The organism is Bacillus sp. SJZ110 (genome assembly GCF_006715455.1).
Classification (GTDB): Bacteria; Bacillota; Bacilli; order Bacillales; family Bacillaceae; genus Bacillus; species Bacillus subtilis.
The window spans coordinates 77746-91361 of sequence record NZ_VFNF01000004.1 but is presented as its reverse complement, the minus strand read 5'-3'; the positions used below and the strand labels follow the sequence as shown (position 1 = coordinate 91361).

Annotated in this window: 13 protein-coding genes; 7 read left to right on the top strand and 6 right to left on the bottom strand. The window is 40.5% G+C overall.

Annotated elements, in window-relative coordinates; all coding sequences use genetic code 11:
* Window positions 1-107: 107 nt before the first annotated feature.
* From levG to levR, 5 genes are all read right to left on the bottom strand, one after another.
* Window positions 108-935 (bottom strand): PTS fructose transporter subunit IID, encoded by an 828-nt coding sequence (gene levG / locus FB592_RS12715; protein WP_003229834.1) that lies wholly within the window; start codon window positions 933-935, stop codon window positions 108-110.
* Window positions 936-956: 21 nt separating this feature from the next.
* A complete protein-coding gene (gene levF / locus FB592_RS12710) occupies window positions 957-1763 on the bottom strand; it encodes a PTS fructose transporter subunit IIC (protein WP_014477476.1) in 807 nt (268 codons plus the stop codon).
* A gap of 16 nt (window positions 1764-1779) precedes the next feature.
* Window positions 1780-2268 (bottom strand): PTS fructose transporter subunit IIB, encoded by a 489-nt coding sequence (gene levE, locus FB592_RS12705; protein WP_004399158.1) that lies wholly within the window; start codon window positions 2266-2268, stop codon window positions 1780-1782.
* Window positions 2268-2708, bottom strand: coding sequence for a PTS fructose transporter subunit IIA (gene levD, locus FB592_RS12700; RefSeq protein WP_003246144.1), 441 nt, complete (start codon window positions 2706-2708; stop codon window positions 2268-2270). The genes levE and levD overlap by 1 nt, the downstream gene beginning before the upstream one ends.
* 189 nt (window positions 2709-2897) lie before the next feature.
* Window positions 2898-5705, bottom strand: coding sequence for a transcriptional regulator LevR (levR, locus tag FB592_RS12695; RefSeq protein WP_141949562.1), 2808 nt, complete (start codon window positions 5703-5705; stop codon window positions 2898-2900).
* Between the two features lie 556 nt (window positions 5706-6261).
* Between levR and FB592_RS12690 the strand changes: the two genes are divergently transcribed.
* Window positions 6262-6402, top strand: coding sequence for a hypothetical protein (locus FB592_RS12690; protein WP_121517033.1), 141 nt, complete (start codon window positions 6262-6264; stop codon window positions 6400-6402).
* 38 nt (window positions 6403-6440) lie between these two features.
* A complete protein-coding gene (locus FB592_RS12685) occupies window positions 6441-7829 on the top strand; it encodes an amino acid permease (RefSeq protein ID WP_032726277.1) in 1389 nt (462 codons plus the stop codon).
* Between the two features lie 93 nt (window positions 7830-7922).
* Here the strand turns inward: FB592_RS12685 and FB592_RS12680 are convergent, their stop codons facing one another.
* A complete protein-coding gene (locus tag FB592_RS12680; protein ID WP_003229828.1) occupies window positions 7923-8555 on the bottom strand; it encodes a LysE family transporter in 633 nt (210 codons plus the stop codon).
* Window positions 8556-8708: 153 nt separating this feature from the next.
* Here FB592_RS12680 and FB592_RS12675 point away from each other — a divergent pair, with 153 nt between their 5' ends.
* The 5 genes from FB592_RS12675 to FB592_RS12655 all read left to right on the top strand — a co-directional run bounded on the left by FB592_RS12675 (window position 8709) and on the right by FB592_RS12655 (window position 13525).
* Window positions 8709-9536 carry a TrmB family transcriptional regulator gene (locus tag FB592_RS12675; RefSeq protein WP_004398526.1) on the top strand — a complete coding sequence of 276 codons (828 nt, stop codon included), beginning with the start codon at window positions 8709-8711 and terminating at the stop codon, window positions 9534-9536.
* Between the two features lie 193 nt (window positions 9537-9729).
* Window positions 9730-10230 carry an RNA polymerase sigma factor SigV gene (sigV, locus tag FB592_RS12670; protein ID WP_004398891.1) on the top strand — a complete coding sequence of 167 codons (501 nt, stop codon included), beginning with the start codon at window positions 9730-9732 and terminating at the stop codon, window positions 10228-10230.
* Window positions 10230-11087, top strand: a complete 858-nt coding sequence (gene rsiV, locus FB592_RS12665; protein WP_014480396.1) for an anti-sigma-V factor RsiV — start codon at window positions 10230-10232, stop codon at window positions 11085-11087. The genes sigV and rsiV overlap by 1 nt, the downstream gene beginning before the upstream one ends.
* 109 nt (window positions 11088-11196) lie before the next feature.
* Window positions 11197-13101, top strand: coding sequence for a peptidoglycan O-acetyltransferase OatA (gene oatA, locus FB592_RS12660; RefSeq protein WP_141949561.1), 1905 nt, complete (start codon window positions 11197-11199; stop codon window positions 13099-13101).
* 133 nt (window positions 13102-13234) lie between these two features.
* On the top strand, window positions 13235-13525 hold the full coding sequence (locus FB592_RS12655; RefSeq protein WP_087614863.1) for a YrhK family protein: 291 nt from the start codon (window positions 13235-13237) through the stop codon (window positions 13523-13525).
* Window positions 13526-13616: the final 91 nt, after the last annotated feature.

The following is a 13616-nucleotide window of genomic DNA, read 5'->3' as shown; positions in this document are numbered from 1 at the left end:
CTAAGCAAGCTGGTCCGTTTCTGGCAATTCTCCTCTGTTTCGCTGTTATCCGAATGATTTATATATGAAAAGACTGCTGCAGTTTCTCTCTTTTTCCTTCACACACCTTATGCTAAGAATCCAGCCCAATACCCGAGAATCCCGATGACAAAGATGCCGCAAATAATGAGAAGAGGATTCACCCCTTTGCGAAGCATCCATGCCACCAATAACGTTAATCCGAGAGGCAGCGCACCCGGCATAATGCTGTCTAACACATTTTGTACCGTTTGAACATCTACTTTTCCGCTTTCATCCTTAATCCTGGATACAACGATTGGAATGTTGATGGTGGTCCATTTGGACACGAGAGCCCCCATAACAAATAATCCGAGAATCGAAGCGCCCTCTGTAAGCTTTTGAATGCGATTCCCCGCTAAATCCTGAAGAATCTCCATTCCTTTCACATAGCCATACTTTAATCCATAATATTTTGTGCTTAATCTTATGGCATTCAGCAAGAAAAAGAATAGCAAAGGGCCGGCAATGTTTCCTCCTAAAGCAAGGGAGGCTCCTAGCGCAGCTAAGACAGGACGAATCGTTCCCCAGAAAATTGGGTCGCCTACGCCCGCTATTGGTCCCATCAAACCAATTTTCATTCCGCTTATCGCTTTTCCGTCAATTCCTTTATTGTTCGCCATTTCTTCTTCCATGGCTGCCGTCACACCAAATATAGGCGCTGTCAGCCACGGATGTGTATTAAACCATTCCAAATGCCGCTGCAAGGCTTCGTTTCTTTTCGCTCCGGGACCGTACAATTTTTTGATCGCCGGTATCATGACATAACAATATCCCATTGCCTGCACACGTTCGAAGTTAAAGGAACCGAGTAAAAAATTTGAACGAATAAACATGCTGAAAATTTCTTTCTTCGTTAATCGTTTTTCTTTCTCCATTTTTTCTTCCCCCCTCATCGTTTAGGCATCAAGATCATCATCGTCATCATAAACAGCAACACTGCCACTGTCTGATGCGGCCGCGACTGCTCCGTGAGCGCTTTGTTTTTGCATCACCTGCTGGTATAAAAGCGCCAGACAGAGACCAAGGGCTCCAAATCCCACTAAGTTAAAATCGGTAAACGCCGCTAATAAGAAACCAATATAGAAAAATGGCTTTAAATAAGGAATATTCATCATATTGATCACCATGGCATACCCGACAACCACAATAATGCCTCCGCCTATTTGCAGTCCTTTTGTAATGACATCAGGAATATTTCCCAGGAACGCCTGAACAGCGCTGACACTAATTAAAGCAACAATCAATGTAGGAATCATGACGCGCAAAGCTTGAAACACCATCGCGGTAATATGCATAATTTCAATTCCTTTTATATTTCCCGCTTTCGCATATTGATCAGCGCGGTGGATGAAAAAGACAGTGATCGTCCGAACAAAAATCGTCAGCGCCTGACCCGCAGCTGCTAAAGCAACAGCGACAGCAATCCCTTCGCCAATTCCTTGATCAGCGGTAATAACTAAAATGGTTGAGATGACAGAGGCGATCGCTGTATCAGGTGCCATGGCAAGCCCGACGTTCATCCAGCCGAGCGCCATCAGCTCCAGTGTGCCTCCAAGAATAATTCCCGTTTTTAAGTCCCCGAGCACCAAGCCAACCAACGTACAGGCCACAAGCGGACGGTGTGTCTGCCCTTCATCCAATACACTTGCGATTCCGGTGATTGCTGCAATGATTAACAACAAAATAATTTGTAATGAAGACATATTCTCATCCCCTTGATTATTTTGTTACGTTCCGTAAAATCTGCACAAAATCCTCACTGGCATCTGAAGGCAGCTGCCTCAATTCCAGTTTCACGCCCTTGTCACTTAATGTTTCAAATGCCTTTATATCTTGTTCTGTGACACTGACTGATTTTGTGATTTGCCTGCGGTGATTTTCAAAACGCATTCCCCCGACGTTTACGGTTTTGATCGGTACACCTGCTTCTATAAGAGATACAATATCGGACGGATTTTCAAACAAGAGCATTGCCGTTACCCCTTCGTAGCGCGGACTATGAAATGCTTTTGCCATTTTAGAAACCGAGACGGCACTCGCCTTTACATTTGAAGGCGCAACAGAAAGGATCAGCGTTTTTCTCATTTCGTCCTGAGCAATATCGTCGGAGACAACGATGATTCGGTCGGCTGCATGGACTTTTATCCACCTTGTCAGGATTTGGCCGTGAATAAAGCGGTCATCAATTCTTGCTAACACAATGTTCATCATAATTCATCCTCTCTTGTATCTTGATTGGCTGTTTTTACTTTTTCTAAATGTTCACTGCACACTTGAAAGCTTTGCTGACTCATTGCTTTTAAGTTGTTCAGCAAATCTTTGAGAGCCAGATGTTCTCTCAGGCTTAATACCTCCAGCAGAATCGGCAGGTTTACGCCGGCTGCCATATCCATTCTTTGATCCTCAGCAATAAAGGAAGCTGCCGCGTTATATGGCGTCCCTCCAAAAATATCGACTAAAAAAAGCACTTCATGTTCTTCCGGGATATCCTTGAGCGCCTGATGATATTTTTCTTGCAGCGTTTGTATTCCTTCCCCTTTAAAAAACGGCACTGCAATCAGGTTATTTTCTTCACCGAATATCATCCCTGAAGACTCTTTTAATGCTATGGGAAAATCTCCATGACCGCTGATAATAACTGAAATCATGTCTATTGCTCCTTTCCTGTTTTGTACATCCATATATAATGCAAGGATCGTGCCAACACAGTTGTGTTAAGCGTTTTCATTGTTATTTCAGCCAATCGCAATTTGTTGTTGAAACACTTAAAACGAAAAAAATAAACCTGTATTAAAATGGTGTTCCATTTAATACAGGTTCATATGAAAATACTGTTTTTAAAACAGCTGGCCATGCACTTCTTCAGCAAATATGGCGGCTATAAATAATTTTTCATCATCACTTATGCGAAGTCCGAGCTTTTCTTCATAAGGGGCTAATGTTCGCTCTGTCACGTACACCATTTCCTTCAGCTGATCATTGATCTCTTCTTCCTCTGAGAAAGCGATCGGATTTTGCTTAATTACCCTTTCAAAGGCGAAAGCCGTGTGCATAATGACTTTGATCAAAACCGCATTATTGAAAATGACCCCCAGCTCATCTTGAACGGTTTGCAGCCACTCCAATAACATTTCGATCACATGATGGGGATTCAAGAAGACAAGGTATTTTTTCAGGCTATCCTCGCAAAGCTCCCTAACAATAATATTTGCTTCGTTCAATCCATTGCTCAAGGGGATGCTTCCTTTTGTAATCGCCTGTTGAATCAGCTTCTCTCCCTCCCCTTCAATTAACACTTCTAAAGATACATGTGGAGCATTGATTTTAGGGTCTTTCGTTCCGACTGTCGCAAGGATTTCATACTCTTTTTCGATTTCTTTTATGCTGTTGGCCAGCTTAATCGATGATACGGTCAATATGTGAATCGGTGTATCATAGGCCTTGTTTACGATCGTGGTTAGAATGTCTTCCAGCTTTTTGGCCGTCCCGCTGCCCGTGGTGCAGATGGATACCAATGCCTTCTTTTTGCCGGGTGCCGCTGGCTGACGCTCCCACAACTCGATAAAATCCTTCGTGACCGATTGATAGATCGCATGCAAATTTAAATTCAAATAGTTGACCTTTCTGACAGCATCCAGCACCATTGAAGTCGTAACATTGCTGATCGTTTTAATAGAAATACCTGTCTTTTCCTCCAGCCTGCTTTCCAGCATTGCAAGCGACCCCATATCTACCAGCATTAAAACACCTTCGCCTTCATCAACCTGTTTCATTTTTTCTGCTACGCATTCAAGAATGTCCGAAGGTGAAACAGTAAGCGGCATGTCAACTGCTGCAATCGGCGTACTCCCCAGCAGTTCTGTCGCGACTTCAACCATTGAACTCGCCGTGCTGTTTCCATGAGCAGCCACGATAATACCGACTCTTTTGTTCTCCTTTAACGATTTGATGGAATGAATTAACATCGTTAAGTAGATGACTTCTATTTCAGGAATAGCCACTTTAAAATATTCCTGAATTTTATCTTTAAAAATCAACGCCACCCGATATTCTTTCACATGAGTATCACGAATTTCATCTGTCTCCTGTGTATTCAAAACATCAATTTGCTTTCCTCGCTTTAAAAATGCGTCAATATGCATACTCAAGAAATAAATAAACTTACGGTCAAATGTGCAATCAAGCTCATGTTCAGCTATTTCTTTTAACTGTTTTGTCATTTGAATCACATCATCTTCAACGAATGTCAGCAGGTTGTCTTTTTGAAAAGCTTGATGATGAAAAAAACTTCTGACATGCAAATGGACATCAGTCAAGATGTACTGGTTAATATCCTTTTTGGATAAACCTTCTTTCATAAGCGTTTTCACTTTTTCCTCAATCAAATGATATAAGTTAAATGAGAGGTCTTCGTCAATTTTTGTTGTTTCATCTTCTACAATCGGAGAGATAATCGTTGTAATATTGACATATTCAGAAATGGCTTTGCTTCTTTGCATGTTTTTGCTGCTGGACATCCATTCTTGCTTGATTTCATCAGGCAGATCGCGAACAGTCAGTTCAATAACTTCATTTCTGTCAAGGTTATGCAAAAATCCGTGTGCGCAAACTAACTGGACATTTGATTTCAGCTGTCCGACATTCCCAAATTTCGCAGAGTGAATAAGCGCATTATAGACATCGATATGCACACTCAGATTCTTCTTAATTCGCTCTGCTTCTTTCCCTAATAAAAACGTCGTCAGATCCACTCTTTCTTTAAGCGATCGTTCTTCAAGCGAAGGAATATGAATGGTCATTGGGATTCTTCGCAAAAACGTTTTCAATAGTGCAGAACTCGGATTTTCTGTAGTCGCACAAATAAACAATACGTTCGATGTTCGTTTATGTTCAGATTCTCCAAGCCTGTTATAAGAACCGCTGTCAATAAAATAAAACAGCATTTCTTGTCCCTCGGGAGGGAGACGGTGGATTTCATCCATAAAAAGAATGCCCCCATTGGCCTGTTCGACTAAACCCGCCTTATCCTCGGCAGCACCTGTAAATGAACCTTTTTTGTGTCCGAATAATTGAGAAAGCAATAATTGAGGATTGTTGTAGTAGTCTGCACAGTTAAATGTAATAAATGGTGCGCCGGCCTTCAATATGTCAGAGTAAATGGCAAACTGGTAAATTCGGTTCGCAAAAAGGGATTTACCGGAACCAGTCGGCCCTAGGAGGAGCATATGCAGACCGTTCGGCGGATAAAAGACAGCTGCTTTTGCCTGGGAGATCGCTTTCTTCAAACTCCCTTTTGCCCCTATCATAAGCTCTAGGGGATTCGTGGAAATGTGTTGATGATTTTGCTTTGAATTTCCGGAAAACGCCTGAAGGTCTTTCACTTCCATCATCTCTGTTTCCCATTTCTTGTTGAATAATTTTTCTGCTATCTCGACTGGGATGTATCTTACAGGAAACGTTTTAATTTTGATGACCTTTTTGGACCGGACGAGATTGTTCAATTCAAAGCTGACATTGGACCGCTCCATTTTCAGCTGCTCGGCAATCTCCTTTGCTGAATTCCCTTGTATTTTTAAAAGATGATCTAAGGTTGAATCATGAAAATTATGCTTGAGCTGATGGTATATTTTATCTATTCTTCTCACGTCTATCATCCTTTGTCCTTATTAGATAAGCCATTAACAAGAATATTTCGAAACTTTATAGTCCGCGTTGAGATTATCTGCTGATACACGTTTAAAAAGGTCTCTATAGCAGATTGACAAAACTGGCTTTTATGCGTATATGTTTACATGTTGAATCATTTGCATCTCATATTAGTATGATAGATGCTCAGTTCTGGAGGGCCAGTCCCCTTCAAAAGTAATAATCAGTAAACAGTTTATCATTCTCGGGGAATGTAATGATGTCAAAATCATCAATGACAAAAAATGAATCTTATAGATCATGACAAATTACCCAAATATAACCCCTTAAGTTCGCTCACAACTAAAAAGACGGACACAATATGTGACCGCCACAGTATTACAATTTGCAAAACTTCGTCATTTTTGCAATCCACTTTGAAGGTTAAGAAATCTGTAAGCTTAAAAACTTTATCTCCGATTCTCTCGATTTGATCCCCCCTGCAGGTCTCAAACATAGTGGGTATGCAATTATACAAATCGTTACCGATTCAAACTAGCCTGTCAGATTGTCCAAATGACTTTCCTGTTTTACTCTGCTATTCAGGTAGAATCACGAGTGAAAAATAGAGCCAGAAGACATGTAACAGCACTTAAAATAGTTTTAAAATTTAAAAATAAAAGTATCTATTCTTTTAAATGTTATAATATCCGATAAAACTTTACTCATCTTTTTATTACTGGAGGAAAATAAAATTGATAGGCAATTCTAGCAAAGACAATTTTGGCCAGCAACAGAAATTGTCTAGAGGCCTTAAAAACAGGCATATACAATTAATGGCGATTGGAGGTGCAATCGGTACAGGTTTATTTTTAGGTTCAGGTAAATCCATCCATTTTGCAGGACCATCCATTTTATTTGCTTACTTGATCACCGGCGTATTTTGTTTTTTCATTATGCGTTCGCTCGGAGAACTGCTCTTATCAAATGCGGGATACCACTCTTTTGTTGATTTTGTAAGGGACTATTTAGGAAACATGGCAGCATTTATCACTGGGTGGACCTACTGGTTCTGTTGGATTTCCCTCGCGATGGCTGATTTAACGGCGGTCGGCATTTATACGCAATATTGGCTTCCCGATGTGCCTCAATGGCTGCCGGGTCTTCTTGCGCTTATTATCCTGCTGATCATGAACCTTGCCACCGTTAAACTTTTCGGAGAATTAGAATTTTGGTTTGCATTGATCAAAGTCATTGCCATACTGGCTCTGATCGTAACTGGCATTTTCCTGATTGCAAAAGGTTTTTCGGCAGCTTCCGGCCCTGCCAGCCTCACCAACCTTTGGAGCCACGGCGGCATGTTCCCAAATGGATGGCATGGGTTTATCCTTTCTTTCCAAATGGTCGTCTTCGCTTTCGTGGGTATTGAACTTGTTGGACTGACAGCAGGTGAAACAGAAAATCCCCAAAAAGTGATCCCTAAAGCCATCAATCAAATCCCTGTCCGGATTTTACTTTTTTATGTTGGCGCACTTTTCGTGATTATGTGTATCTATCCTTGGAATGTGTTGAATCCAAACGAAAGCCCATTTGTTCAGGTCTTCTCTGCAGTAGGCATCGTTGTGGCTGCCAGTTTGATCAATTTTGTTGTATTAACATCAGCCGCATCAGCTGCAAATAGCGCTTTATTCAGCACAAGCCGAATGGTCTATTCGCTTGCAAAGGATCATCACGCACCTGGACTATTAAAGAAATTAACTTCTTCTAACGTGCCAAGCAATGCGCTGTTCTTTTCATCCATCGCCATTCTGATTGGCGTTAGTCTGAATTATTTAATGCCCGAGCAAGTCTTCACACTGATTACAAGTGTTTCTACAATATGCTTCATTTTTATTTGGGGCATCACGGTGATTTGCCATTTGAAATATCGAAAAACAAGGCAGCATGAAGCGAAAGCAAACAAATTTAAAATGCCTTTTTACCCATTATCCAACTATTTAACACTTGCATTTCTCGCGTTCATTCTTGTCATATTGGCACTCGCGGATGATACACGTATTGCTTTGTTTGTCACCCCGGTCTGGTTTGTTTTATTGATTATTTTGTATAAGGTGCAAACCCGCAGAGGACATAAGATGAAATAAAAAAAAGACAAGGGATACTCACTCCCTTGTCTTTTTTATGGGTCAAACACAAATTAAACTTTGGTTTCAAATTTCATTCACTTCATTTAAGTGTTAACTCAAACCAGTTTTGATGCCGAAACCTACTAATATTATTCCGGTAATTTTTTGAAACACTTTCTGGAACTTCGAGTTTTTCATCCATTTTTTTGCGTAATCAATAATATAAACAAGAAACAGGAACCACAACACCGCTAATAAGGTTAGGATTGAAGCTAAAATAATGAGCTGCTGGTTTATATTTCCGTTCAAATTGATAAATTGGGGCATGATTGTAACATACACCAAAACAGTTTTAGGATTGAGAATGTTACTGAGTGATCCCTGCATAAAGGAAGTTTTATAATAACGTTTCGGAGAACTTGCCATATTTTTTGCTTGGGATTGCATGTCATCTAACGAAAACATACTTTTAGCAAAAAAACTTTTTACACCTAAATAAATTAAGTATGCCGCTCCCAAATATTTGATCGTTGTGAAAAGAATCACTGACTTTGCGATCACCACTGATAATCCTAAAATGGCAATCACCGTCCAAAAGGAAAGTCCTGTTGCCAATCCGAGAATGTTATAACGGCCGGCTTTCGGGCCATACCTAAGCGTATTTTTCATCACAAGCATCGTATCTGCCCCCGGTATGATAACCATCATGGCAGCAATCGGTATGTATGCGAGTAAGCTGTGCATTGTTCTCTCCCCCTTTAAAAATCCCCTTAATCATATAGTGGCTACAAAAGTAACTACTTATAAAAAGTGTATCAATGTGTTTGGAATAAATCAATATGGTTTGTTAAAATAGCGATTACTAAGGCAGCGATTGCTCTTTATATTGGAGGATATATGAAAGAAAATATGTTAGACATTTTAAAAAACCTCAATTTTACAGAATATGAATCGAAAGCGTATTTGGCATTATTGCAAGAATCACCTTTAACAGGCTATGCCGTTGCTAAAAAATCCGGAGTTCCCCGTTCTAAAATTTATGAAGTCTTGGAAAGCCTTGTCATAAGGGGAGATGTTTTTGTCAGTCATGGAAATACGCCTCAGTATGTTCCTGTCCCCGCAAAAGAACTGATTAAAAACCGCCGGCTCAAAGCGGAAGAGCATTTTGATCAGGCTGAGAAATATTTTGAAAAGTTCGAGCAGACTGCTAATGACCGGGAAAACATCTGGAATATCACCGGCCGCAGTGAAATTCTTGAAAAGGTGAAGGCTTGTATCTTATCTGCCAAAAAAAGAATCCTCTTAGAAATATGGAAAGAGGATTTTAAGGAGATAGAAGCAGAGCTCAAACAGGCGGCAGAACAAGGCGTTATTGTCACCATTATTGCGTACGGAGACATCGTATCTGATTTTGCCAATGTTTATCTTCATGATATGAGCAGTGAAATTACAGAAGAGTATGACGGACGGTGGCTTGTCTATAGCGGAGATGATTCAGAAGTCGTAGCAGGCATTGTCTCACTTGGCAACGACAGCCGTGCTGCATGGACGATGCATGTAGGTTTAGTCATGCCTATTACTGAAGTGATCATTCATGATCTGTACCTCATGGAAATTCTGAAAAAGCATAGAGAGCTTTTAGAAGAGAGCTTCGGGAAAAATCTCATCCAGTTGCGCCGTAAATTTTCTATCCATTCAGATTTCAAAAAACATTATTTGGAATAATATTCGCATCGCTTAACCAAAACAAGGCTTGTACAAAACAAGCCTTGTTTTTTTATGCATAACCCCCCCATGCTGATTTACTTCTCTCTTTTAAAAAAATGTGATTCTGCGCAAACTATTTTTCAGCCTGCCGCGTCTATCCTAGGTAACAGCCTACGATATACGTATATTCAAAAAGGAGCCCTTTATTGCAATGAAGAAAAAACAAACAACAAAAGCGTTGCTTGTCACATGCATAACTGACCATAAGCAAGATTTCTACAGGTTGGCTTTCAGTTATGTGAAAAATCAAGATGACGCATTAGATATTGTTCAGGAATCGATAAAAAAAGCGCTGAGCTCAGTTGAAACGGTCAGGAACCCTGAGACGATAAAAAGCTGGTTTTATAAAATTTTAGTGCGGACAGCCATTGATTTTTTGCGCAAACAAAAAAAGATAAGAGTGATGGACGACGAAACGATAGAATTTTTAAGCAAAGGAAAGGAAGACCATTACAAGGATACTGATCTCCATGAAGCGCTTGACGAATTGCCGTACCGCTATAAAACCATTATTATTTTACGCTTTTTTGAAGACCTCAAATTAGAAGAAATTGCGGAAATTACAGGAGAAAACACGAATACCGTCAAAACGCGCCTATACAGAGCATTGAAGCTGATGCGCATTCAGCTGACGAAGGAGGATCTTTCTTAATGGATAAGAGATTACAGCAATTAAGAGAAGAATATAAAAATGTTCCGATTCCTAAAGAATTGGATATCATTGTTGAAAAAGCCCTTCAGCAAGAACCAAAAAAGAAAAGAATCGTCATGTGGCCGACATCAGCAGCAATCGCTGCAGCTATTTTATTCACTGCGCTTGTTAATATCAACCCTGACGCTGCTCAGGCTATGTCAAGGATCCCTGTCATCGGCAAAATCGTCAAAGCGATCACCTTTATTGAAATCAAAGAGGAAAAAGACCAATCAAGCATTGATGTCAAAACACCTGCTTTGTCCGGGCTTTCTAATAAAGAGCTGGAAAACAGCATTAACCAAAAATACTTGAAAGAAAGCCAGCAGCTGTATAAAGAGTTTATACAGTCCACATCCAAAAACAAAAAAGGGCATCTCAGCATCTACAGTGATTACGAGACGGTCACAGACACGCCAGATTTACTCTCGATCCGGCGCAATATTGAAAAAACACAAGCATCTTCCTACACACAAAGCCGTTATATTACAATTGACAAAAAGAATGATATTTTACTTACATTAAAAAGCTTATTCAAAGATGAGCGCTATATTAAAGTCATCAGTCAAAATATTAGAGAGCAAATGAAACAGCAAATGAAGGAAGATCCAAATAAAATATATTGGCTCACTGACGAAGATGCAGAACCGTTCAAAACGATTCTTCCTGATCAGACGTTTTACATTACTGAAGACCATAAACTTGTGATCTCATTTGACGAATATGAAGTCGCCCCCGGCTATATGGGCGTTACCGAGTTTACAATTCCAACCAGCGTCATTTCTAACTTGCTCGTGGGAGAACGTTATATTCGATAAAATAAAAACATCCATCTAAGATTATGGATGTTTTCTCTCTTCTCTTTCGAGGTCGTAACCTCGCTATCAAAAACAACGAGAATATTTGCATACTATTGGAGGAATTCCCATGTATCACAAGACACAGCATCATCGATACATCCCTGGACTTGATGGCCTTCGCGCTTTTGCCGTCCTGTCAGTTATCGCTTATCACCTAAATTTCAATTGGGCTAACGGAGGTTTTATCGGAGTTGATATCTTTTTTGTTTTATCCGGATATTTGATTACATCTATTCTATTACCGGCATATGGAAATGATATCAATCTTGATTTTCGGGACTTTTGGGTGCGCCGCATTCGGCGGCTTCTGCCGGCAGCGTACCTTATGATCTTTTCCACTGTTGTGTGGGTCGTATTGTTTGATCGAGAACTATTGCACACTGTACGTGGAGATGCGATCTCTTCTCTCTTTTATATGAGCAATTGGTGGTTTATTTTTCACAAGCTATCATATTTTGATAGTTTCGGTTCCCCATCACCTCTAAAAAACCTTTGGTCGCTGGCGATTGAAGAACAATTTTATATCATATGGCCGATGTTTTTAGTTGTTGGAATGTACATAATGAAAAGCCGCGCCAGATTGGCTGCGGTGATATCATTGCTTGCGCTTTGTTCAGCCGTGATGATGAGCGTACTGTATGAACCTGGCGGAGATCCGAGCCGCGTTTACTATGGCACAGACACTCGTTCGTTTGAACTTCTCATCGGATGTGCCTTGGCTTTGGTATGGCCAATGAAAAGGCTGTCTTCCAACAGGCTGCCAAGCAAACTGAAGCACACTTTGCACGCCACTGAATTTTTGGCATTTTGTATTTTAGTGTTGTGTGTCTATTTCACAGATGAATACGAGCCTTTTCTTTACAGAGGCGGAATGCTATTCATTAGCGTGACTGCCGCAATCCTTATTGCATGTGTTTGCCATCCGAGCAGCTTTTTAGGCAATCTGCTTTCATGGAGGCCGCTTCGGTGGCTTGGAACGAGGTCTTACGGAATTTATCTTTGGCACTACCCTGTTATTGTGTTAAGCACGCCAGTTCAAGAAATCGGAAACCCTGTTCTTTGGCATATCGTGCTAAAGGTCATTGTGACATGTATACTTGCCGAGCTTTCCTATCATTTTATTGAGAAGCCGATACGGACACAGGGATTTAGGTCATTTTTCCGCCGTGTTTTTATACATAGAATCAAGGAATGGAAAACGACATCTGTCATCAGCAAACTGTCAATTGGTTTCGTCATTTTCGCTATACTTATTTTTGCAGGAGGGCTGTCTGGGTTAGCCGGAGAGCAAAAGCACCCTACCAAATGGACCTATAGCTCACAAGAAACAAATGCTGACACCAGCCAGGCTTCTGGGGATAAAAAGAACGCTGCAGCAGATAAAAAACACAATCCTGAACAAAAGACAACAGAATCGGATCAACGTCAAAAGGAAAACAAAGATAGTGGGCAAGAGACTCATAAAAAGAAAGACACGCAATCCCAACAGCAGAAAAAACCAGCAGACACTGCGAAAGAAGTTTTAGCTATAGGAGATTCCGTCATGCTTGATATTTCTTCACACCTGCGTCAGTCATTTTCAAATGTGACGATTGATGGAAAGGTAGGAAGACAAATGTCTCAAGCTTTGGAACTCGCAAGGGAGTACAAGTCTTTTAATCAGCCGAACAAGGCTGTCATCATTGAGCTTGGAACCAATGGCTACTTTACAAACAGCCAAATCGAACAACTGCTTCAATCTTTCTCAAAAGCCCATATCTATCTTGTCAATACACGGGTTCCCCGCCAATGGGAAAGCAAGGTTAATGAATCTTTACAGCACCAGGCAAGCGCACATCAAAATGTTACGTTAGTTGACTGGCATACAGAAGCCCTTCAGCATCCGGAATATTTTACCCCTGATGGTGTTCACTTGGTTCCTAAAGGGGCAAAAGCTTTGACCGCTCTTATTGTTCAGGCGATGAAATCATAAAAAAGAGATCCTATGCGGATCACTTTTTCACTTTAGTTTCTGATCGTTGATTATGTCTCCTTTCAGCAAGGCTGCCCTTATGTTTACATTCCGTTTACGTAAGGGTAAGCCAAAATAGAATGGAGGGATGATGGTGACAGTAAATGAAGAACATGACTTCCAAAAAGAGCTGAAACGATATGAACTTTTTTTCAAAAAACGATATAAGATTCTTTATACAGTAAACGATTTTATCATTGGTGCTTTGTTTCTCGTCGGGAGCTTTTTCTTTTTTTATGACCGATTAATGTCGGCAGGGATATGGCTGTTTGCGATCGGAAGTTTGCTGCTGTTAATTAGGCCGACCATTCGGCTGATTCATGACTTTCATTACCGTAAGCATGTGGAACAGCAATTCAAGCATCAATCTTCAACAGATGACTGATCTTAAGGAATAAGCAAGAACAAAATGCCAAAAGCCTGAGTTGAAAATCAAAAACAAGACTTTTAGACTATTTATTTTTAAAAATAAGGTA

Coding starts and splice junctions, on each gene's coding strand:
- sigV (WP_004398891.1), top strand. CDS start 9,730: ATGAAGAAAAAACAAACAACAAAAGCGTTGCTTGTCACATGCATAACT.
- levG (WP_003229834.1), bottom strand. CDS start 935: ATGGAGAAAGAAAAACGATTAACGAAGAAAGAAATTTTCAGCATGTTT.
- levE (WP_004399158.1), bottom strand. CDS start 2,268: ATGAACATTGTGTTAGCAAGAATTGATGACCGCTTTATTCACGGCCAA.
- FB592_RS12680 (WP_003229828.1), bottom strand. CDS start 8,555: ATGCACAGCTTACTCGCATACATACCGATTGCTGCCATGATGGTTATC.
- FB592_RS12690 (WP_121517033.1), top strand. CDS start 6,262: ATGACTTTCCTGTTTTACTCTGCTATTCAGGTAGAATCACGAGTGAAA.
- levF (WP_014477476.1), bottom strand. CDS start 1,763: ATGTCTTCATTACAAATTATTTTGTTGTTAATCATTGCAGCAATCACC.
- oatA (WP_141949561.1), top strand. CDS start 11,197: ATGTATCACAAGACACAGCATCATCGATACATCCCTGGACTTGATGGC.
- rsiV (WP_014480396.1), top strand. CDS start 10,230: ATGGATAAGAGATTACAGCAATTAAGAGAAGAATATAAAAATGTTCCG.
- levD (WP_003246144.1), bottom strand. CDS start 2,708: ATGATTTCAGTTATTATCAGCGGTCATGGAGATTTTCCCATAGCATTA.
- FB592_RS12675 (WP_004398526.1), top strand. CDS start 8,709: ATGAAAGAAAATATGTTAGACATTTTAAAAAACCTCAATTTTACAGAA.